We start from the raw sequence: 22,693 nt of genomic DNA, 5'->3' as shown, positions 1-22,693 counted from the left end.
TATGTATTAAAGTATTTGTAATTCCTTTGGAAACTTCGTTAAAACTTCGACACCGTCTTCTGTTACAACGACGTCATCTTCAATGCGAACGCCCGTTATTTCAGGATGATAAATACCAGGTTCAATGGTGAATACCATCCCAGTTTCCAACTTCATCTCATTCACACCTGTAATCGATGGAAACTCATGTACAGAAATTCCAAGTCCATGACCTAAACGATGAGTAAAGTATTCCCCATATCCTGCGTCCGAAATGACGTCACGAGCAATTTTATCTAGTTCCATTGCAGTAATTCCTGGTTTTACAGCTTGTACAGCAGCTTCTTCTGCACGTCGAACTGTTTCATAAATTTCTCGTTTGTCAGTTGTTGGTTCCCCAAATGCTACCGTGCGTGTGATGTCAGAACAATAGCCATTATAAACTACGCCAAGATCGAATAAGATAAAGTCGCCTTTTTGGATTTTACGCTCCCCAGGTGTTCCATGTGGAGAAGCAGTTTTTGGTCCACTTAGAACCATTGTATCGAAAGACATCTGGGCAGCACCTTTTTCTTTTACTGCCAATTCTATTGCGTTTAGTATTTCTAGTTCCGTTTTTCCTTCTGCAATTTCTTTACATCCAACTTCAATTGCATAATCTGCAAGCTCAGCCGCTTTTCGCATATTTTTTAATTCTTCTTCGGATTTTATCACGCGAAGTTCGTTTATTTTTTCATCAATTCTTGAAACTTGTAAGGTAGGAATTCTTTCCACTAAAGCCTCAAGTCTTTCTACTGTTAAATGGGCCTTTTCCACTGCTAACGTCGTAATATCGCCAACTTTTTCTTTAATCGTTTGAACGACAATATCCCATGCGTTTTCTGTATCTTGATGTCCAATAATTTCGCCTTTCCATCCGGAAGCTTTCGCATCGGGGATTTCCATTTGCGGACATATGATAAAAGGCTCCGCTTCTTTAAAAATAACGACACCAAGTAAGCGTTCATGGGGATTACTTCGGAAACCAGTGAAGTAAAATACATTATCTGGAGTGGTGATGAAAGCTGCTTCTATCTTGTTCTTTTGTAAAAAGTTTTGAATTTTCTCTACTTGATTCATACTGACACCTCTTCTTAAATTTATAAATTAAGAATAGCAGATTAAAGGAATTATCGCATCTTTCGTAGAATGAATATATAAGGAGTATAAAAAAATTTAAGGAGAGATGACGAAATGCAAATTAGTTATCATGGACATTCTGTAGTAAAGATTAAAACAACTTCTCATACAATATTGATCGATCCTTTTATAAATGGAAATGGGCAAACAGACTTAGTGGCTTCGGAAGTAACCGCTGATGCCATTTTATTGACACACGGACATAACGATCATGTAGGGGACACAGTGGAGATCGCAAAGAGAAATGATGCCATAGTGATTGCACCATTTGAACTTGCCGAATATATAGAAAACCAAGGCGTGAAGGTGCATGCAATGGGGTTAGGTGGAGCAAGAGAATTTGAATTTGGAACAGTGAAATTTACGCAAGCCTTCCACAGTTCTTCGTATACAACCGAAGCTGGTCAATGGGTATATACAGGGATGCCTGCTGGAATACTATTTACGGCAGAAGGTAAAACGATATATCATGCTGGCGATACTGCGTTATTCGGAGATATGAAGCTAATCGGAGAAAGAAATAATATCGATGTTGCATTTTTACCTATCGGAGATAATTTTACGATGGGGCCAGAAGACGCTGCCTATGCTACGGAGTTAATAAAACCGAAAATTGTAGTACCAATTCACTATGATACATTCCCGCCTATTAAGCAAAATCCAAATAACTTTAAAGAACTTGTAACAGCTGCGGAAGTTCAAGTGTTACAAGCAGGGGGCAGTGTTCAACTTTCGTGAGAATAGAAAAACAGGGAAATGTGGTACAATAAACGTATAACAATCGTTTGGATGTGACTACATGACAACAAAACACGAACAGATTTTAGCATATATCGAAAAACTTCCTGTTGGAGATAAAATATCGGTTAGACAAATTGCAAAAGACTTAACAGTAAGTGAAGGAACTGCATACCGTGCTATAAAAGAAGCGGAAACTAGAAGGCTAGTTAGTACGATTGAACGAGTAGGGACGATAAGAATAGAACTAAAGAAAAAAGAACATTTTGAACGGCTAACATTCGCAGAAGTTGTAAATATTGTAGATGGACAAGTTTTAGGTGGGAAATCGGGTCTTTATAAAACATTGAATAAATTTGTGATAGGTGCCATGCAATTAGAAGACATGATGCGTTATGTAGAGCCTGGTAATTTACTAATCGTTGGAAACCGCTTAAAAGTTCATGAGACCGCACTGCAAGCGGGAGCGGCAATACTTGTGACAGGTGGCTTTGATGTTCCAGAACCTATCAAAAAACTAGCGGATGAACTGGAATTACCAGTCATCTCAACGAGCTATGATTCATTTACCGTAGCAACGATGATTAACCGAGCGATAGATGATCAATTGATCAAAAAAGATGTGCTTCTTATTGAAGATATTTATATTCCTATAGAGAAAACAGCGTTTCTTCGTACTACCGATCATGTGAAACAATACCGAGAATTGAATGTTGTAACAACACATGGTGGATTCCCTGTGGTGGATAAATCCAATAAATTAGTTGGAATCGTTACAGCTAGAGATGTGATTGGGAAAACGAATCATGATCTGATTGAAAAAGTGATGACGAAAACACCTATATCGATTACGATGAAGACGAGTGTTGCATCGGCAAGTCACCGGATGATTTGGGAAGGAATCGATTTGTTGCCAGTTGTAGGTGATAATAATAATCTGGAAGGGGTTATTAGTAGACAAGACGTGTTAAAAGCTTTGCAAGCTGCGTCTAGACAGCCACAAAATGGAGAAACAATTGATGATATTGTGAAACAACAAATAAAAGCAATTTCTTCTGAGGAATTTATCTTTGAATTCGAAGTAACCCCTCAAATGACCGATCATTTTGGCGCAATGTCTTATGGTGCATTTACAATATTAGTAACGGAGACTGGATCCCAAACGTTAAAGATTCGAAAAAGGGGAGAAAGTGTCGTGGAGAACATGACGATCTATTATACAAAACCAATCCAGTTGGAAAGTGTTCTCCGTGTACATGCTCGCGTTTTAGAAATGAGTAGAAAAGTGGCAAAAATAGACATTGAAGTATTCAACGAAAAACAATTAGTAGGAAAAGCAATGCTCACCTATCAACTATTGGAGAGATAAAAAATGATGCAGCTGCTAAGGCTGCATCATTCTAGTACTTATTGATTTAACGTCAGTTCCTCTTGAACAAACTGTCCGTAATGTTTGCTCGCTTTATAATTGTGATACATAAAATAACCACCAAGTAATACAAACAATCCAGTAACAGCATATGTAACAGAGGATTGGTAAAGAAATAGAAAGTTAATACCAAAGAAAAATACAAATGCACCAAGGCATACAGACGCTTTTGCGGCAAACCATTTTTTTCGAATCGGCAAATTCGTCCGCAACTGCTTCGTTTTAAAATAGAAATACCAAACAAATGAGATAACTATTGCACATATTAATATTCCATTAAGAATCATTATGAACCTCCATAAAATTGAAACTTCCATCATATCCTTCTATCATTGTAATAGTAAATTTCAAAAAATGCGAATGGTAAACTTGACTAACTGAGGAGAAATAAAATGAAAAGACAAATCATCGACATAATCGAACGCTTCGACAAAATTATTATTCACAGACATGTGAGACCAGATCCAGATGCTTATGGATCCCAAATTGGACTGAAAGAGTTAATCTCTTTAAACTATCCGGACAAAAAAGTATTAGCAACAGGAAAACATGAACACACGTTAGACTTTCTTGCTCGTCCTAACACAGTGATGGATGAAGATTTTACAGATGCATTAATCATTGTTACGGATACAGCAAATACAGAAAGAATCGATGACGAACGCTATAAACTAGGAAGTTTTCTTATAAAAATCGATCATCATCCGAATGATGATGCATACGGTGACTTACTTTGGGTTGATACAAATGCAAGCTCTGTAAGCGAATTAATCTGTGAGCTATTTGTAGAAGCTAAAGACTATAAAAACTGGAAAATGGACGCAACAGTTGCAAGACTTCTTTATGCCGGAATTGTTGGAGATACTGGTCGATTCATGTTCCAAAGTACGACAGAGCAAACGATGAAATTTGCGGGTCATTTATTATCATACGGGTTTGATCGTACAGAACTATTTAATGGAATGTATGAAGTAGAAAGAAACTTATTACAGTTAAAAGGATATATTTATGCAAACTTTGAAATGGATGACAATGGCGTTGGGTATGTGAAACTAACGCAAGAATTGTTAAAAGAATACAATGTATCCGATTCAGAAGCTTCCTTATTAGTGAGTGTGTTAGCAGATGTGAAAGGGATGAAGTGTTGGGTATTTTTCATAGAAGACACAGATACCATTCGAGTTCGCTTGCGATCAAAAGGTCCTGTTATTAATACAATTGCGAAGAAATATGGTGGTGGAGGTCATCCTCTTGCTTCCGGTGCTTCCGTACAAACTTGGGAAGAAGCTGACTTAGTAATTGAAGATCTAAAAAAGCTGTAAATTGAGGTGTGTTATATGGAAACAGTATATCCACAAATTGTGACATCAGCGGATATGCTGAAAAGTACAATTCAATTGGAGCCACTTATTGAAAAGCTAAAAAGCAATCATGCAAAGGCAGTCGCCATTACAAACAGTACTTTGTATGGCATAATGCCTTTTTGGCATGAAATGAAAAAACATCATATTCATCCGGTTATCGGACTATCGATCAATGTCCAATTAGACGAAAAGTGTGTGCCAATCGTGATTTACGCGGAAAATAATAAAGGTTATGAAAATCTATTGAAAATTTCAAGTGGCTTAGAAACGAGAGAATTAGCAGAACTTCCAAAGAAATGGCTCTCAGCTTATAAAGATGGCATTATTGCAGTTTATAAAGGAGATAAGAAGTATTCTCAAGAAGCATTAATGGAGCTAAATGACTTATTTGGAAATACAAATTTGTATATTGGGGTAGTGCGAACAAACGGAGCAAAGCAAGATTTCGAAGACGAAATAATAGAAGCATCGAAGCAATCCACCATTAAAATGACTATCTTTCATATGAGTCGCTATGTACAAAAAGAAGATGCATTTGCATTTGAAGTATTAAACGCTATGGATCAATCATTAAAAATGGCCGATCGTAATCGGTTAAAACCTACGGAGGATTCGTATCATGTGTTGACAACGAAAGAGTGGACAGAATGGTATTCGGACGTTCCAGAATGGTTAGAAAATACGAAGACAATGTTAGATAGATGCCATATTGATTTCGATAGACAGGCGCATATTATGCCGAAATTTCCTTTGCCTGATCAGGGAAGCCCAAAAGATTATTTACGAGCACTTTGTGAAGAAGGATTAAACATTCGTTTAGATGAAGTGACGCAGAAATATAAAGAACGGCTTCATTATGAACTTCAAATTATTAGTGAAATGAATTACGAAGACTATTTTCTAATCGTGCAAGATTTTATGAAATTTGCTAAAAGAGCAGGTATTTTAACTGGTCCAGGTCGAGGTTCATCCGCAAGTTCACTTGTCGCCTATTCTCTTTTTATAACGGATGTGGACCCGCTCCGATATGGGCTTTTGTTCGAACGATTTTTAAATCCGGAACGAATAACAATGCCTGATATTGATATTGACTTTGCAGATTCGAGAAGAATGGAAGTTATTCGATATGTTGCTGAAAAATACGGGAAAAACTATGTTTCACAAATTATTACGTTTGGTACATTATCCGCAAAGGCAGTAGCGAGGGAAGTTGCTAGAATTTTTGGTTTTGAATCTTCTACATTAGAAGCTATTTCTTCCTTTATCCCAAACAAAAACGGTATCACATTGAAAGAAGCGTATGCACAATCACAAAAGCTACGCGAGTTTATACAAACAGAAGAAATACGAAAAAAATGGTTTCAAGTTGCGCTTGCTCTAGAAGGATTACCTCGAAATGCATCTACGCATGCTGCTGGAGTTGTGTTATCACCGATCCCCTTAGTAGACGTTGTCCCAATCCAAATGGGTCACGATGGTCTATTTTTAACGCAATGGCCGATGAAAGAGGTAGAGCAGGTCGGTCTATTAAAAATGGATTTTCTTGGATTAAGAAACTTAACAATTATTGAACGAATTTTAAAGATTATCCATAAAAATCAGGGCCACTCATTCACACTATCTACGATTCCTATGGATGATACGCATACTTTTCAGCTATTACAAAACGGAGATACAACAGGTGTCTTCCAACTGGAATCAGCAGGAATGCGGCAAGCATTAAAACAAATACACCCGACAAAGTTCGAAGATATTGTAGCCGTAAATGCCCTTTATAGACCAGGTCCGATGGAGAGTATCCCACTCTATGCAAAGCGAAAATTAGGACAACTGCAAGTGACATACGAACATCCTGTTTTACAGCCAATCCTACAAGAAACGTATGGCATAATCGTCTATCAAGAACAAATTATGCAAATCGCCTCCCAAATGGCAGGCTTTACTTTTGGAGAAGCGGATTTACTAAGGCGGGCTGTGAGTAAAAAAAATCGAGATATATTGCAAAAAGAAAGAACGCATTTTGTACAAAAAGCACTACAACTGGGTCATTCCGAACAGGTAGCTTCTGCTGTTTATGATTTAATCGTTCGCTTTGCCGACTATGGTTTTCCAAAAAGCCATGCTGTAGCATACAGTGTCATCTCGTATCAGATGGCCTTTTTAAAAGCACATTTTCCTGTACCTTTTTATTGTGCGTTACTTAGCACAGCAACTGGTAACCAAGAAAAGATTAATCAACTAGTAATGGAAATGAAACAAAAAGGAATTCCAATACTTCCGCCTTCCATTTTTAATAGCCAAGCTTTTTTTACAGCAGAAGATGGTGGGGTGAGATTTGGTTTGCAAGCTATTAAAGGTGTTTCGCATGCATTTATCCAAAAATTATTGCACCAACGAAGAAATGAAGCAAGGAAGTGGGAGGACCTTTTTGATCTAGCTGCTGATTTATCAGCAATCCATTTTACTAGGAAAAATATCGAACCACTTATAAAAGCAGGAGCACTCGATCAATTCGGGGAAGCGCGGTCCACTTTACTTGCAACGCTTGATGCTGCTGTGAAATATGCGGAGCTTGTTAGTCCAACAGAAGATACCGACTTATTTGAAGGAAATGTCACCCATTTTGGAAAGTCAAAATATATTCGAACGGACGAATTGCCATTAATGGTAAAACTTCAGTTTGAAAGAGAGGTACTAGGTCAATACTTTTCAGAACATCCGACGGTATTAAAGAAAAAGAATATGCCTCAGAAAGTAGCGAATATTTGGGATGTCGTACAATCTTCGAAAGATTGGAAAGTAACTGTAGTCGGATTAATACAGGACATAAAAAAAATTCGAACGAAAAAAGGAGAATCGATGGCATTTGTCACGATACAAGATGAAACGGGAAGTATATCTATCACCTTATTTCCAGAGGATTATGCAAAGTACAATTTCTTATTAGAAGAACATGCTATCATTGTAGTGGAAGGTAAATCAGAGCATCGCAATGGTAGAACTCAAATAATAGGAAAACTAGTTTCGCAATAAAACTGTACGCATCTAGTACAGTTTTTTCTTTACGTTTTCTTCATTTTTTTGTATGCTAATAACTATGAGTGGTCAGACCACTTTGTAATTAATGGAAGAGTGAGGATTGGATGAATCCAAATAATAACTCGAGAAAAATGTTTTTAGAAATAGTGAAACAACTAAGACAACTCATTCATGATGAAAACATTCCAGTAGGTGGCAAACTACCATCCGAAAGAGAACTTGCTGAACGTTTACAAGTAGGACGCTCAACGGTAAGGGAGGCACTTAGAAGTTTAGAATTACTTGGAATAATAGAAACACGACGAGGAGAAGGAACTTTTCTTTCTGATTTTCGTAAACATCAGTTAGTGGAATTATTATCTACTTTTATATTACAGGATGCTACATCCAAAAAAGATGTGCATACAACGATGCATGCATTAGAAAAAGAGGCAATTCGGACAATATGCCAGACCGAACAACTTCAAAAACAATCGATTTGGGACGCTTTTTTAGATAAATTGCAAGAAGAAATGCTTCAAGAAGACATTATCCGAGAAATTATTATTATATCTAATAATAGATTAGCCTTGAAAATATGGTTTCTATTAAAACAGTTTGCAGGAGAACCATATAGTAGTTTTATGGAGGTTGAAGAGAAAACAGCTTGGAAACTGCTTTTGGACAATTTAAAAGTCGGGAATGAGCAACAAGCAATATCCTATTACAATGAGTGGAAATGGTTAATGAATAGGGGAGAAAATTAAATGATTCGAGATATATTTAGAAAAAATCAAAAAAAGAAATATGCAACAATACCAACTGAAAAAGCTAAAAACGATGTACCAGAAGGAATTATGATGAAATGTCCGGAATGTAGAAAAAACGTCTTCACAAAGGACTTGATGAAAAATTTAAAAGTCTGTCCTACTTGTGACCATCATATGAAAATGACAGCGTATGAACGGGTGGAAATCTTTTTAGACGAAAATACATTCGAACCAATGGATGACCATTTAGAAACAGTAAATCCATTAAATTTCCCTAGCTATACAGAAAAAATTAAATCAGATGCAAAGAAAACTGGTTTAAACGAAGCGGTACTTACTGGTATGGGCCAATTAGAAGGTCAAAAGATAGTTGTAGCGATTATGGATTCACATTTTAGAATGGGCTCTATGGGCTCCGTAGTAGGAGAGAAAATTACGAGAGCTATTGAAAAAGCAACAGAGCTTCGAGTTCCATTTATTATTTACACCGCTAGTGGTGGAGCTAGAATGCAAGAGGGCGTATTATCTTTAATGCAAATGGCTAAAACTTCAGTAGCTTTAAGAAGACATAGTGATCATGGTCTTTTATATATATCCATTTTAACGCATCCAACGACAGGCGGTGTATCGGCTAGTTTTGCGTCGGTTGGTGATATTAATATTGCAGAACCAAAAGCATTGATCGGATTTGCAGGTCGACGAGTAATTGAACAAACAGTACGGGAAAAACTTCCGGAAGATTTTCAAACAGCGGAGTTTTTAATGGAACATGGTCAGTTAGATGCAGTAATTCATCGAAAAGATATGCGTGAAAAAGTAGCAACACTTGTCCAAATGCATATGAGTAAGGAGGTTTCTACATGGTAAAAACATTGCCGTTTGAAGAACCAGTTGTTCAGTTACAAGCTAAAATAGAAGAGTTAAAAGAGTATACAGTAAATGCTGAAGTCGATATGACTGCAGAAATAGAAAATCTCGAAAAAAGATTACACAAATTAGAACAAGAAATTTATGAAAATATGGAACCTTGGGATCGTGTGCAAGTAGCTCGTCATCCAAGTCGTCCGACGACAAGAGATTATATTCAACTACTATTTACAGATTTCATCGAGCTACACGGAGATCGTCTATACGGGGACGATGCAGCCATTATAGGTGGAATTGCATTATTTGATGGTAAACCAATTACGATTATTGGTCATCAGCGTGGGGTTGACACGAAAGAAAATATTAAGCGTAATTTCGGAATGCCACATCCGGAAGGATATCGAAAAGCATTACGTTTAATGAAGCAAGCGGAAAAATTTAATCGTCCGGTTATTTGTTTTATCGATACAAAAGGGGCTTATCCAGGTAAAGCTGCGGAAGAACGCGGTCAAAGTGAAGCGATTGCTAGAAATCTAGTAGAAATGGCTGGTTTAAAAGTACCGGTTATTAGTGTTGTCATTGGAGAAGGTGGAAGTGGTGGTGCGCTTGCACTTGGAGTTGCCAATCACATTCATATGTTGGAGAATTCCACTTATTCGGTTATTTCACCAGAAGGAGCAGCATCAATTTTATGGAAAGATGCATCACTCGCAAAGCAAGCAGCGGAAGCGATGAAAATTACTGCACCCGATTTGAAAAAAATGAATATTATTGATGGAGTTATTCGCGAAGTATACGGCGGTGCCCATAGAGATTCAAAAGCACAAGCAACGTATATGAAAGATGTTCTTATAAACTCTTTACGTGAGCTTTCCAAGCTTTCTGCAGAAGAATTAATAGATAATCGTTATAATAAGTTTAAAAATATTGGAGAATTCACCGAGTAAAAAATGCGTCTATATTGACGCATTTTTTTTGAGCTCATTCATGTTAAGATGAACTTATTAAATATCACGTCTGTTGATTATCTATCTTATTCTATTGCATAACAAGGTTATGGTTTGCAGTTTTAGGTTGTTGTTCGATATGTAGAGATTATGTGTCTGAAAGAATTTACCGCTAAGATTTCCGCGCAGGGCGGACGCTTTCCGCGGGGTGAGCGATGAATCTTCACCGACGCTACACGTGCGCTGATGGCGCTAATTGCTCACCCGGAGGAAGCCGTCCGCCTGCAGCGGAAATCGCAGCGGTCACTTGATAAAGCTTTTAAGACGCATTATCCTTAGGGTAGGCGAAAACTACTAGAAAACGGGAAATGGATGATAATCAACAGCTGTGATCAAATATTAAAGTTTGGAGGAACCATTGTGAAGCGTATAGGTGTATTAACGAGTGGTGGGGACGCACCGGGGATGAATGCTGCAATACGTGCTGTAGTAAGAAAAGCAATTTACGAGGGACTCGAAGTAGTGGGAATCTTTCACGGGTATCAAGGCTTAATCGATGGAAATATGGAATTACTAAATTTAGGTTCTGTTGGAGATATTATTCAAAGAGGTGGAACGAAGCTTTTCTCTGCGAGATGTCCAGAATTTCGAACAGAAGAAGGGCAACAAAAAGCGATAGAGCAATTAAAAGAAAACGGTATTGAAGGTCTTGTTATTATCGGTGGTGATGGTTCTTATCGTGGTTCTATGACGTTAACGAAAAACGGTTTTCCTTGTGTTGGAATACCTGGAACAATTGATAATGATATTCCTGGAACAGATTATACGCTCGGTTTCGATACAGCACTTAACACGATAATCGATTGTATCGATAAAATTCGCGATACTGCCACTTCTCATGACCGAACATTTATTGTAGAAGTAATGGGGAGAGATGCCGGAGATTTGGCTTTGTGGGCTGGTTTAGCAGGTGGAGCAGAGACAATTATTATTCCAGAAGTGAATATGAATATGGAAGAAGTAGTGGAACGTTTAAAAAGTGGTACTTCTCGCGGCAAAAAACATAGTATTATTATCGTTGCGGAAGGAGTCATGAGTGGATCAGAATTTGCCGCTAAACTAATGGAGCAGGCAAATATTGAAACGCGTGTTTCCGTTTTAGGTCATATTCAGCGTGGTGGTTCTCCGACAGGTCGTGACCGAGTACTTGCAAGTATGTTCGGTGCAAGAGCGGTTGAGGTATTAATAGCTGGTTCCGGAGGACGAGCTGTTGGCATACAGAATCATCAAGTGGTAGACTATGATATGAATGAAGCATTTGAGAAAAACGAAATATTCGATAAGAATATGTATCAATTATCGAAAGAACTATCTATCTAAGATGAAAAAATAATTCTTTTACATAGAAAGGAATTGGACGATGAGAAAAACAAAAATTGTTTGTACAATTGGACCTGCAAGTGAATCAGAAGAAATGTTAGAAAAGTTAATCGAGGCTGGGATGAATGTAGCTAGATTAAATTTTTCACACGGAAGCCATGAAGAACATGCTGCAAGGATTAAAACAATAAGAGAAGTGTCTAAAAAAGTCGGGAAAATTGTAGGTGTTTTATTAGATACAAAAGGACCTGAAATTCGTACACACAAAATGGAAAATGACGCAATCGAACTTGCGTCTGGTCAAACAATTGAAATTTCCATGACAGAAGTTTTAGGCAATACTAAACGTTTTTCTATTACATATGAAAAACTAATAGAAGATGTACAAAAAGGTTCTATTATTTTACTGGACGATGGATTAATCGAGCTAATCGTCACGAATATTAATATGACAGATGGCATTATTTCCACGTTTGTCCAAAATGCTGGGACGTTAAAAAATAATAAAGGCGTAAATGTGCCAGGAGTTTCTGTACAATTGCCAGGGATTACAGAGAAAGATGCGAAAGATATTCTTTTTGGAATTGAACAAGACGTAGATTTCATCGCAGCTTCTTTTGTTCGCCGAGCGAAAGATGTACTAGAAATTAGAGAGCTACTCGAAAATAATAATGGCTCTCATATTCAAATTATCCCGAAAATTGAAAACCAAGAAGGCGTAGACAACATTGATGAGATTATCCAAGTTTCAGACGGTTTAATGGTTGCAAGGGGAGATCTTGGTGTAGAAATTCCAGCAGAAGAAGTTCCTTTAGTGCAAAAAAGTCTTATTAAAAAATGTAATGAAGCAGGGAAACCGGTTATTACAGCAACGCAAATGTTGGATTCCATGCAACGTAATCCAAGACCAACTCGTGCAGAAGCTAGCGATGTTGCCAATGCAATTTTAGACGGAACAGATGCTATTATGCTTTCGGGTGAAACGGCAGCAGGTTCATATCCAGTAGAAGCTGTTCAAACGATGGATAAAATTGCAAAAAGAACGGAAAATGCAATAGATTATCGTGCCCATGTATCCAAGTTAAGTAAGGCACGTGAAGTAAATTTGACAGATGCAATTGGACAAGCTGTTGCACATACTGCGATTAACTTAAAAGTAAAAGCTGTAATTGCCCCTACAGAGAGCGGTCATACTGCTAAAATGATAGCTAAATTCAGACCTGGAGTGCCAATTATTGCAGTAACTTCGTCAAATTTACCGTCTAGAAAGCTAACACTAGTATGGGGCGTGTACCCAATAGTTGGGAAAAAAGCTTTTTCAACGGATGAAGTGTTAGAAACAGCAATTGAGGAAAGTATCGTTCATCAGTATGTAACACATGGGGATTTAGTAGTAATTACCGCAGGAGTTCCAGTAGGTGAAGCTGGCACAACAAACTTAATGAAAGTACATGTAATCGGGGACAAAGTTGCAAAAGGGCAAGGAATTGGAAAAACTTCTGCATTTGGTAAGGCAATTGTTGTGAATAATGCTAGAGAACTAGCGGGACAAGATACAACAAATAGTATCATTGTTACAATTGGTTCTGATCGTGAGATGGTTCCAAGTATTGAAAAATGCAAAGGCCTTATTACAGAAGAAGGCGGATTAACTAGTCATGCAGCAGTTGTAGGACTAAGTTTAGGAATTCCAGTCATCGTTGGTGTAGAAAATGCAACCAAATTAATAAAAGACGGACAAGAAATAACAATAGATGCAAATAGTGGCGCTATTTATCACGGTCACGCAAGTATTATATAAATAAGGGATTATCGAAAAGCTAAAAAAGTAGAGGGAAATTTATGATTTCCGCCCTACTTTTTTAGTATCTACTTAATATTTGGACAACCCTTAATTCTAGGAAGGTGAATAGATGAAATGGATTATTGGCTTGATCATTGTGATTCCAGCAATAGAATTATATATCCTGCTTTTATCTGGTAAAACAATTGGAGTTGGAAATACGATTCTCTTAATATTTGCAAGCGGAATTATCGGTGCTTATTTTGCAAAAAGACAAGGAATAAGAGCTTTCCGGGAAGTTTCGGATAATATTAAAAACGCGCAAGCACCAGGAGAAGCAGCGATCAATGGAATCTTACTCTTTATTGGTTCCATATTAGTCATTTTACCTGGTTTTATTTCAGATATCCTCGGCTTTATGCTTTTATTCGCCCCTACACGGAACTTATTTAAACCTCTACTATATCGTTGGATTCGTAAAAAAATGAAAAAAGGTCAAGTTATTGTGATGAAGTCTTCGTAAGGCTCTCCCATTTATTTGCTATCAAATAAATAAAAGGGCTAAACAATATCCCTATAAACCCAAAGATTAAAATGGCTGCCGCGCTTAGAAAGAATACGTGGACAGCCTTTATTTGCATAGAGGAGGACCAAAGTACATTTTCTACGATATGTCTCGTCAATTGAACAAATATATATAGAAGTAAAACAATTATCCCGGCCATTCGTTGATCCATTAAGAAAAAATAAACACTGAGTGGCATTAACAGAATACCTGTTCCTAAAAAAGGAATACTATCTACTAACGATACGAGAAAAGCATATTTTACAGGGTTATGTAAGCCTAATAATTGGAAACCTATCGATAAAAGCACAAATGTTAATAAAAATAGTTTTAACTCTACAGATATAAATTTGTTCATAACACCGGATGATTTTTTTAATGCTCTTTGAGAGAAACCTCTTGCTTTTTTAGGAAAGTAAACGAGAAACCAATGTCGATCTTTCGTCGATTCGTGTAAAGAAAAAAATAAACCAATACTAAATAAAAATACTTCAAAAAAGTAAGAAGGTAAATTTGTGAGGCTTAATAACAGATCATTCAGTAGTTTGTTTAATAAATGTTGAAATTCTCCTTCAAAAAATATGAAAATGGGATGTTGCTTCAACTCAACAAATGGTAATAACATAATATGTTCGTGCATTAGTGGAAGAAGATCTAGGAGCGCTTGGACTATAACAAATAGAAATAATATAAAACTAGACAATATACATGCTTCCGTTAACAGCACACTTAAAGTAACAGGAAGTTTAACATTTCTATAAAAGAAATTAGTAATAGGATATAAAAAATAACCACATATAATAGCTAAAGAAAGAGGATAAGCAACGAGTGAAATTAGTATAATTATTCCAAATGGCAACCAAAGAGACATAATTTCTTTCTTATTTATTTGTAGAGTAATCATTTTCATCCAATCTTTTCAAAAAATTAGGAAAAACCAATATTATTTTTTAATAATTTTAAGCGTTTTCATTCACAAAATCGCCAAATATGATTATACTAGGATTGTAAGGCTTAAAAGGTACATAATACATACAGGTGATTCTTCGTTCAAAAGGTAAGCGGGGCGAATTATTATACTGTAGAAGGGGAGATTTCGAAATGACAACAACTCGTGGTTTAGAAGGTGTTGTAGCTGCAGAGACTGCCATCAGTTCTATCATTGATGACACACTTACATACGTTGGCTATGACATTGACGATTTAGCAACAAATGCAAGTTTTGAAGAAGTAGTGTATTTACTATGGCAAAAACGCCTTCCAAAAGCAGATGAGCTAGCAGAACTAAAACAACAATTAGCTGACAATATGGCAGTTCCTCAAGAAGTTTTAAATCATTTCAAAACGTATCCAATTGATAAAGTTCACCCAATGTCCGCACTAAGAACAGCTGTATCTATGCTAGCATTATATGACGACGCTGCAGAAGATATGTCCGATGAGGCTAATTACTTAAAAGCCATTCAATTACAAGCAAAACTTCCGACATTGGTAACTGCCTTTTCTCGTGTTCGTAAGGGCTTGGAACCAATTGCACCTAAAACAGATTTAGGGTATGCTGCAAACTTCTTGTACATGCTTTCTGGTAAACTTCCAGAAGAAATCGAAATAGAAGCATTTGACAAAGCGCTTGTATTACATGCAGATCATGAATTAAATGCTTCTACATTTACTGCACGTGTTTGCGTAGCTACGCTATCCGATATGTATTCAGGTGTTGTAGCAGCTATTGGTGCATTAAAAGGTCCACTTCACGGTGGTGCAAATGAGCAAGTAATGAAAATGTTAACAGAAATTGGTTCACTAGATAATGTGGACGAGTATATAAACGAAAAATTAGAGAACAAAGTGAAAATTATGGGCTTCGGTCACCGTGTTTATCGTAAAGGGGATCCACGAGCGAAACATTTACGTGAAATGTCTAAAAAACTTACTACGCTTCGCGGTGAGTCAAAATTATATGATATGTCGGTTCGTATTGAAGAAATCGTTACTGGACAAAAGAATTTACCACCTAACGTAGATTTCTATTCTGCATCTGTATATCATTCATTAAATATTGACCATGATCTATTCACACCTATTTTTGCTGTTTCACGTGTGTCTGGTTGGAGTGCACATATTCTAGAACAATACGCTAACAACCGCTTAATCCGTCCTCGTGCAGATTATGTAGGACCCGGTATGCAAAAATATATTCCTATCGAAGAAAGATAATCTTATTGTTCCCAAAATTTACGCTTTAACAACTTTTTAGTTGATAGCATTATAGATATAGTAGGAGGAAATGATAAAATGACAACTGGTAAAATCACTGTAGAAAACGGAGTTCTAAACGTACCAAACACAGCAATTATTCCTTTCATCGAAGGAGACGGGACTGGTCCTGACATTTGGGCAGCAGCTTCACGTGTTTTAGAAGCAGCAGTTGAAAAAGCATATAACGGTGAAAAGAAAATTGAATGGAAAGAAGTTCTTGCTGGTCAAAAAGCATTTGATAAAACTGGCGAATGGTTACCACAAGAAACTTTAGACGTTATTAAAGAATATTTAATCGCTATTAAGGGGCCACTAACTACACCAATCGGTGGTGGTATTCGCTCATTAAACGTAGCATTACGTCAAGAGCTTGACCTATATACATGCTTACGTCCAGTTCGTTATTTCAATGGAGTTCCTTCACCAGTAAAACGTCCTGAAGATACAGACATGGTTATTTTCCGTGAAAACACAGAAGATATTTATGCAGGTATTGAATATGCAAAAGGTTCAGATGAAGTGAAAAAACTAATCAGTTTCCTTCAAAACGAAATGGGTGTTAACAAAATCCGTTTCCCTGAAACTTCAGGTATTGGTATTAAACCGGTTTCTGAAGAAGGTACAAAACGTCTAGTTCGCGCTGCACTTAACTACATTATTAAAGAAGGTCGCGAATCTTTAACACTTGTTCACAAAGGGAATATCATGAAGTTCACTGAAGGAGCTTTCAAAACTTGGGGTTATGAAGTTGCGGAGCAAGAATTCGGTGATAAAGTTTTCACTTGGAATCAATACGATCAAATTAAAGAAGAACAAGGTACAGAAGCTGCTGATAAAGCACAAGCAGATGCACTTGCAGCTGGAAAAATCTTAGTAAAAGATTCAATCGCTGATATCTTCTTACAACAAATCTTAACTCGTCCAAAAGAGTTCGATGTAGTTGCTACGATGAACTTAAACGGAGACTATATTTCTGATGCTTTAGCTGCTCAAGTTGGTGGTATTGGTATCGCTCCAGGAGCTAACATTAACTACGTAACTGGACATGCTATTTTCGAAGCAACTCACGGAACAGCTCCAAAATATGCTGGTCTTGATAAAGTTAACCCATCTTCTGTAATCCTTTCAGGTGTATTAATGCTTGAACATCTTGGTTGGAATGAAGCTGCAAAACTAATCATGGATTCCATGGAAAAATCTATTGCTTCTAAAGTTGTAACTTATGACTTTGCTCGTCTAATGGACGGAGCAACAGAAGTGAAATGCTCTGAGTTCGCTGATGAATTAATCAAAAACATGTAATCTGAAAATGAATTTTGGTTTTTAAGGAAGGGAATTTTCCCTTCCTTTTATTTAAGAACAAAAGGAGAGTTTTCTAATGACATTGAAAAGAAATAAAATCTCAGTTATCGGCGGCGGATTCACTGGTGCTACAACAGCATTCTTACTTGCACAAAAGGAACTTGGTGATATTGTACTTGTAGACATTCCTCAAGCGGAGAACCCAACAAAAGGAAAAGCTTTAGATATGGCAGAAGCAGGTCCAGTACAAGGCTTTGATGCAAGCATTATTGGTACTTCGAATTATGAAGATACAAAAGATTCGGATGTTGTCATTATTACAGCTGGTATCGCACGTAAACCAGGTATGAGCCGTGACGATTTAGTTCAAACAAACCAAAAAGTAATGAAAGCAGTAACAAACGAAGTCATAAAATATTCACCAAATACAACAATCATCGTTTTAACCAATCCAGTAGATGCCATGACATATACGGTATATAAAGAATCTGGATTGCCAAAAGAACGTGTAATCGGTCAATCTGGTGTACTTGATACAGCTCGTTTCCGTACATTTGTGGCACAGGAGCTAAACTTATCTGTTAAAGATATAACAGGTTTTGTTCTTGGAGGACACGGAGACGATATGGTTCCATTAGTAAGATATTCTTATGCTGGTGGTATTCCATTAGAGAAGCTAATAGATGCTGCTCGATTAGAAGAAATCGTTGACCGTACCCGTAAAGGCGGTGCTGAAATTGTAAACCTTCTAGGGAACGGCTCTGCTTACTATGCTCCAGCAGCATCACTTGTTGAAATGGCTGAAGCAATTCTGAAAGACCAAAAACGTGTGTTACCATCTATCGCTTATTTAGAAGGTGAATATGGAATGGACGGAATTTATCTTGGTGTTCCAACTGTGCTTGGTGCAGGTGGTATCGAGAAAATTATTGAGCTTGAGTTAACAGAGGAAGAAAAAGGATTGCTAAGTAAATCTGCTGATTCCGTCAAAGCGGTTATGAATGTTTTAGGATAATTAGTGATATTATTAATCGAGTGTGGGAAACCCGCTCGATTTTTTTTGTACTTATTGTTAAGATAGATATAGCTAATTGATGGGAGGATGAAATCTTGTTATTGGGAAAAACACAGAAAAAGGGTAGGAATATAAACGATTTAATTGTTGGTGAAAAATTAACAATTACTGAAAAAATAGAAGATAAAGATTTACTTCTATACTTAGGGTTAACAAATGATAATAACCCACTATATATTCAGCACGATTTTGCTTCCAAAACAATTTATGCAAAACCGATTGTCCCACCAATTATGTTAATGGGCATTATTACAGCTGCTATCTCAAAATACTTACCTGGTCCTGGGGCGTACATAACCAAACAAAACATCAGCTTTCTAGCGCCTGCTTACCACTATTCAACTTTAAAGTTTATATTTGAAGTAATAGAGATTGATGTAGATGAAAATGGAGTAGTGATTTCCGTTACTGCCAAAGATGAACAAAATAATGCAGTGTTGTCTGGAACATTTTACGTGAACCCGCCAGCAATCGAGCAGTAGATCGACAATTGAAGTCAAATGATTTGGAATAGGGGTTTCAAATCAACTTTGGAGGAGTAAAAATGAAAAAAGTACTAGTTGTGGATGATGAAAGCTCAATTGTGACATTATTAAAATATAATTTAGAAGATGCAGGTTTTGAGGTCATTACTGCAAATGATGGACTAGAAGGCTTGAATCGTGCAATGGAGGAACATCCAGATGTTATCCTGTTAGATTGGATGTTGCCAGGTATGGACGGGATGGAAGTATGTAAGGAGCTTCGATTAAAGAAAATTCAAACACCGATCATTATGCTTACCGCAAAAGATGAAGAGTTTGATAAAGTGTTAGGTCTTGAATTAGGTGCTGATGATTATATGACCAAACCTTTTAGTCCACGAGAAGTTACTGCTCGTGTAAAAGCGATGATACGACGTTCTAGTATTTCTTCCGAGCATCAGATGAATGAAATAAAGCCAAAAGAAGAAATGTATTCGTTTGGACCATTGCAAATTTATCCAGAGCGATTTGAGGTACTTTTAAATGAAGAGCCAATTGAGTTTACACCGAAGGAATTTGAATTACTTGTTTACTTAATTGAAAACAAAAATAGAGTACTTACACGTGACCAATTATTAAGTGCTGTATGGAACTACGATTTTGCAGGAGATACTCGGATTGTGGATGTGCATGTTAGTCATTTACGAGATAAAATTGAAGAAAATAGTAGAAAACCGGTTTTCATCAAAACAATACGTGGTCTAGGATATAAATTTGAGGAACCAAAATCGTAATGAAGAGATTTCAATCCAAAATATTACGAACGTATTCTATTGTAATTGGATTAATATTAGCTAGTCTGGGTCTCGTTCTCGGACAAATATATCCTATTTTTGTTAATCACTCTACTGGTATTGTAATCGACTCTAAAATGGAACAAATATCCACAGATTTAGCTGCAACAGAACTTTCAAAAAAAGAGCAAGCAAATATAAAGCAACTATTAAGTTCTACACTTCAACACCAAGAAATAGCGAATGATCAACATTCACTTTGGTTATTTTTATTTTTCGTATTATTAATCACTTTTCTTGTTGCTTTGTTTTTAGGAGCAAATATATTTAAAAAATATGCACAACCAATCGAGCATTTAACTGAAACTGCAATGGAGCTTGCAAGAGGAAATTATCGTATTCGAGCGTTTGAAGATGATTTTTCTGGTATGGCTACATTAAGTAATTCCATCAATATTCTAGCACGTAATCTACATGATATTTCGGTTATGCGTGAAACGGAAAAGGAACGATTAAAAACATTAATTGAGAACATGGGTAGTGCCTTAATTATGATTGATCGAAATGGACTTGTTACGATTGTGAATAGATCTTTTTTGGAGCAATTGCAAATTTCTTTTGAAAATGTTGATGGAAAATTATTTCGTAAAATTGGGCTTCCGGATAAAATAGAAGCTTTTATTGATAAACTATTTTTAACGGAGTCTTCATACAGAGAACAAATTCAAATTAAGCGCAATTTACATACTTATTATAAGGATGCTTACGGGGCCCCTGTAATTGGAGAACATGGAAGATGGCTAGGGATTGTTGTAGTGATGCACGATATTACGGAACTTATTAAGTTAGAGCAAGTTCGAAAAGATTTTGTAGCGAATGTTTCCCATGAGTTAAAAACACCCGTAACTTCTATTAAAGGATTTTCGGAGACATTATTATACGGTGCTTACAAAAATGAAGAAACATTACTTTCTTTTCTAGAGATTATCCATAAAGAAAGTAATCGATTGCAGATGCTTATTACCGATTTATTGGACCTTTCCAAAGTCGAACAAGTTGGGTACGAAGTAAATTTGCATAAAGTAAAATTGAAAGACGTATTAAATCGATGTATTGATATGTCTGCACATCTTTTAGAAGAAAAAGAAATAGAATTAGCGTTAACGGTTGAGGATTCCGTGAAAGTATTAGGAGATTCCAATCGCTTAATGCAAATTATGATGAACTTAGTAACAAATGCAATTACGTATTCATCTGATCATACAACTTTGCATATTTCCATTTTCAAAAATGAAAAATATGGTATATTCCGAATCCAAGATGAGGGCATTGGAATAAGTAAAAAAGAGATTAGTCGAATATTTGAACGCTTTTACCGTGTGGATCGTGCAAGAAGTCGAAACTCAGGTGGTACCGGCTTAGGTCTTGCGATTGTGAAGCATCTTGTAGAAGCGCATCACGGTTTAATAGAAGTAGATAGTGAAGTCGGTAATGGTACATGTTTTACTGTGTACATTCCACTTGTGAAAAGTTAATGGAGGTATATATGAATAACGAACCATTTATCCCAATTATTGTGGGGACAGATATGAATGCTTATAATATGGCTATTTCATTTCATGAGGAATATAATATAAAACCAATTTTAGTCGGAAAGGAAGAAATGTCTTTTACGAAATGGAGCAGTGTCATTGATCATATTGAAATTCATCCGAATTTATGGGATAAAGCTGCGTTTGTCACTGTTTTAACGGAAGTGGCGAAGAAATATAAAATGGCTGGAAAGCAATTGTTGTTAATTGGAACAAATGATTTCTATGTCCGACTAATTATTGAAAATGCGAAAGCATTACGAGAAATGTATGTATTTAACTACATGTCAGAAGAGTTAATGAACAATCTTCTTGTGAAATCGAATTTTTATAAGCTTTGCGAGGAGCATGGTATTGATGCACCAAAAACATACTATTATGCTTGTGCCAAAAAGGAGCCTTTTACGGAAGAAGTATTGTTTCCGTTAATCATTAAACCAAGTAATGGGGTTCAATATTATAAAAATAAATTTCCTGGGCAACAAAAAGTATATCGTGTAGAATCACGTGAAGAACTAAATGATGTCATCAACAAAGTGAATGCTAGTGGATATATGGAGGATTTAATCATTCAAGATTATATTCCTGGTGATGATACGTATATGTGGGATTCTGTATTTTATATGAATTCGAAGGGCAAAGCGCAGTTAAGTACACTTGCACAAGTTGTTCTGCAAGAACATACGGTTACGGCAATCGGAAACTATACAGCGCTAATTACGAGATATAACGAGGAATTGATGAAAAAGCTTCAACACTTCTTAGAAGCAGTCGGGTATGTTGGATTTGCTAACTTCGATTTGAAGTTTGATGAACGCGATGGTAAATTTAAAGTGTTCGAAGTAAACATTCGTCAAGGACGTTCAAGTTATTATACGACAGCTCTTGGACATAATATGGCGAGATATTTCGTGGACGATGTGATTTATAACAAAGCAAAACCGTTAACTTTATTAAATGAGCATTATTTGTTTACAGTAGTGCCGAAGATTGTGCTAAAGAAGTTTGTGGATAATAAAGAAATTCAAAGAGAAATAAGACATTTGTTAAGAACCGGAAAATGGGGAAATCCTCTATTTTATAAAAAAGACACGAGTTTAACAAGAAAATTCTATTTAATTGCTCGCCAGTTTAATTATTATAGAAAATATAAAAATAATAATTGGTAAGGAAAGATTTACAATATAT

Annotated in this window: 20 protein-coding genes; 17 read left to right on the top strand and 3 right to left on the bottom strand. The window is 36.4% G+C overall.

Annotation, left to right across the window (positions count from 1 at the left end; all coding sequences use genetic code 11):
• Positions 1 to 6: 6 nt before the first annotated feature.
• A complete protein-coding gene (locus ACIQYS_RS01810) occupies positions 7 to 1,098 on the bottom strand; it encodes a M24 family metallopeptidase (RefSeq protein WP_402973965.1) in 1,092 nt (363 codons plus the stop codon).
• A gap of 114 nt (positions 1,099 to 1,212) precedes the next feature.
• Between ACIQYS_RS01810 and ACIQYS_RS01805 the strand changes: the two genes are divergently transcribed.
• Both ACIQYS_RS01805 and ACIQYS_RS01800 read left to right on the top strand, forming a co-directional pair.
• Positions 1,213 to 1,896: a metal-dependent hydrolase gene (locus ACIQYS_RS01805; RefSeq protein ID WP_402973963.1), complete on the top strand. Its 684-nt coding sequence runs from the start codon at positions 1,213 to 1,215 to the stop codon at positions 1,894 to 1,896.
• A 61-nt stretch (positions 1,897 to 1,957) separates the two neighbouring features.
• A complete protein-coding gene (locus ACIQYS_RS01800; protein ID WP_402973960.1) occupies positions 1,958 to 3,265 on the top strand; it encodes a DRTGG domain-containing protein in 1,308 nt (435 codons plus the stop codon).
• Between the two features lie 38 nt (positions 3,266 to 3,303).
• Here the strand turns inward: ACIQYS_RS01800 and ACIQYS_RS01795 are convergent, their stop codons facing one another.
• Positions 3,304 to 3,612, bottom strand: a complete 309-nt coding sequence (locus ACIQYS_RS01795; protein WP_402973957.1) for a YtpI family protein — start codon at positions 3,610 to 3,612, stop codon at positions 3,304 to 3,306.
• Between the two features lie 105 nt (positions 3,613 to 3,717).
• Between ACIQYS_RS01795 and ACIQYS_RS01790 the strand changes: the two genes are divergently transcribed.
• The 8 genes from ACIQYS_RS01790 (at position 3,718) to ACIQYS_RS01755 (ending at position 13,977) form a co-directional block, all read left to right on the top strand.
• A complete protein-coding gene (locus ACIQYS_RS01790; protein ID WP_402973953.1) occupies positions 3,718 to 4,647 on the top strand; it encodes a DHH family phosphoesterase in 930 nt (309 codons plus the stop codon).
• 15 nt (positions 4,648 to 4,662) lie between these two features.
• Positions 4,663 to 7,722: a DNA polymerase III subunit alpha gene (gene dnaE / locus ACIQYS_RS01785; RefSeq protein ID WP_402973950.1), complete on the top strand. Its 3,060-nt coding sequence runs from the start codon at positions 4,663 to 4,665 to the stop codon at positions 7,720 to 7,722.
• Between the two features lie 110 nt (positions 7,723 to 7,832).
• Positions 7,833 to 8,474, top strand: a complete 642-nt coding sequence (locus ACIQYS_RS01780) for a FadR/GntR family transcriptional regulator (protein ID WP_402973947.1) — start codon at positions 7,833 to 7,835, stop codon at positions 8,472 to 8,474.
• Positions 8,475 to 9,344, top strand: coding sequence for an acetyl-CoA carboxylase, carboxyltransferase subunit beta (gene accD / locus ACIQYS_RS01775; protein WP_402973944.1), 870 nt, complete (start codon positions 8,475 to 8,477; stop codon positions 9,342 to 9,344).
• A complete protein-coding gene (gene accA, locus ACIQYS_RS01770; protein ID WP_402973941.1) occupies positions 9,338 to 10,291 on the top strand; it encodes an acetyl-CoA carboxylase carboxyl transferase subunit alpha in 954 nt (317 codons plus the stop codon). Before accD ends, accA begins: the two co-directional genes overlap by 7 nt.
• A 420-nt stretch (positions 10,292 to 10,711) precedes the next feature.
• Positions 10,712 to 11,671, top strand: coding sequence for a 6-phosphofructokinase (gene pfkA / locus ACIQYS_RS01765; protein WP_402973939.1), 960 nt, complete (start codon positions 10,712 to 10,714; stop codon positions 11,669 to 11,671).
• A 40-nt stretch (positions 11,672 to 11,711) separates the two neighbouring features.
• Complete coding sequence (gene pyk / locus ACIQYS_RS01760; protein ID WP_402973936.1) at positions 11,712 to 13,472, top strand: pyruvate kinase; 1,761 nt, start codon at positions 11,712 to 11,714, stop codon at positions 13,470 to 13,472.
• Positions 13,473 to 13,584: 112 nt separating this feature from the next.
• Positions 13,585 to 13,977, top strand: a complete 393-nt coding sequence (locus ACIQYS_RS01755) for an FxsA family protein (protein WP_402973933.1) — start codon at positions 13,585 to 13,587, stop codon at positions 13,975 to 13,977.
• Here the strand turns inward: ACIQYS_RS01755 and ACIQYS_RS01750 are convergent.
• Entirely contained in the window at positions 13,955 to 14,923 is a 969-nt protein-coding gene (locus ACIQYS_RS01750) for an AI-2E family transporter (RefSeq protein WP_402973930.1), read from the bottom strand. The genes ACIQYS_RS01755 and ACIQYS_RS01750 overlap by 23 nt on opposite strands.
• 197 nt (positions 14,924 to 15,120) lie before the next feature.
• Here ACIQYS_RS01750 and citZ point away from each other — a divergent pair, with 197 nt between their 5' ends.
• From citZ to ACIQYS_RS01715, 7 genes are all read left to right on the top strand, one after another.
• Positions 15,121 to 16,236: a citrate synthase gene (gene citZ / locus ACIQYS_RS01745; RefSeq protein ID WP_402973927.1), complete on the top strand. Its 1,116-nt coding sequence runs from the start codon at positions 15,121 to 15,123 to the stop codon at positions 16,234 to 16,236.
• A 78-nt stretch (positions 16,237 to 16,314) separates the two neighbouring features.
• Positions 16,315 to 17,580: an NADP-dependent isocitrate dehydrogenase gene (gene icd / locus ACIQYS_RS01740; protein ID WP_402973924.1), complete on the top strand. Its 1,266-nt coding sequence runs from the start codon at positions 16,315 to 16,317 to the stop codon at positions 17,578 to 17,580.
• A gap of 76 nt (positions 17,581 to 17,656) precedes the next feature.
• Complete coding sequence (mdh, locus tag ACIQYS_RS01735; protein WP_402973921.1) at positions 17,657 to 18,595, top strand: malate dehydrogenase; 939 nt, start codon at positions 17,657 to 17,659, stop codon at positions 18,593 to 18,595.
• 95 nt (positions 18,596 to 18,690) lie between these two features.
• Entirely contained in the window at positions 18,691 to 19,137 is a 447-nt protein-coding gene (locus ACIQYS_RS01730; RefSeq protein WP_402973918.1) for a MaoC/PaaZ C-terminal domain-containing protein, read from the top strand.
• Positions 19,138 to 19,199: 62 nt separating this feature from the next.
• The gene (locus ACIQYS_RS01725; RefSeq protein ID WP_402973915.1) at positions 19,200 to 19,913 is read left to right on the top strand and encodes a response regulator transcription factor; all 714 of its coding nucleotides are present in this window, start codon (positions 19,200 to 19,202) and stop codon (positions 19,911 to 19,913) included.
• Entirely contained in the window at positions 19,913 to 21,448 is a 1,536-nt protein-coding gene (gene pnpS / locus ACIQYS_RS01720; protein ID WP_402973913.1) for a two-component system histidine kinase PnpS, read from the top strand. Before ACIQYS_RS01725 ends, pnpS begins: the two co-directional genes overlap by 1 nt.
• Positions 21,449 to 21,459: 11 nt before the next feature.
• Entirely contained in the window at positions 21,460 to 22,674 is a 1,215-nt protein-coding gene (locus ACIQYS_RS01715; protein ID WP_402973910.1) for a carboxylate--amine ligase, read from the top strand.
• Positions 22,675 to 22,693: the final 19 nt, after the last annotated feature.

This window comes from Psychrobacillus sp. NPDC096426 (assembly GCF_044762745.1).
Taxonomy (GTDB): Bacteria; Bacillota; Bacilli; order Bacillales_A; family Planococcaceae; genus Psychrobacillus.
The sequence above is the reverse complement of the archived record's forward strand: the minus strand, read 5'-3'. Positions and strand labels throughout refer to the sequence as shown.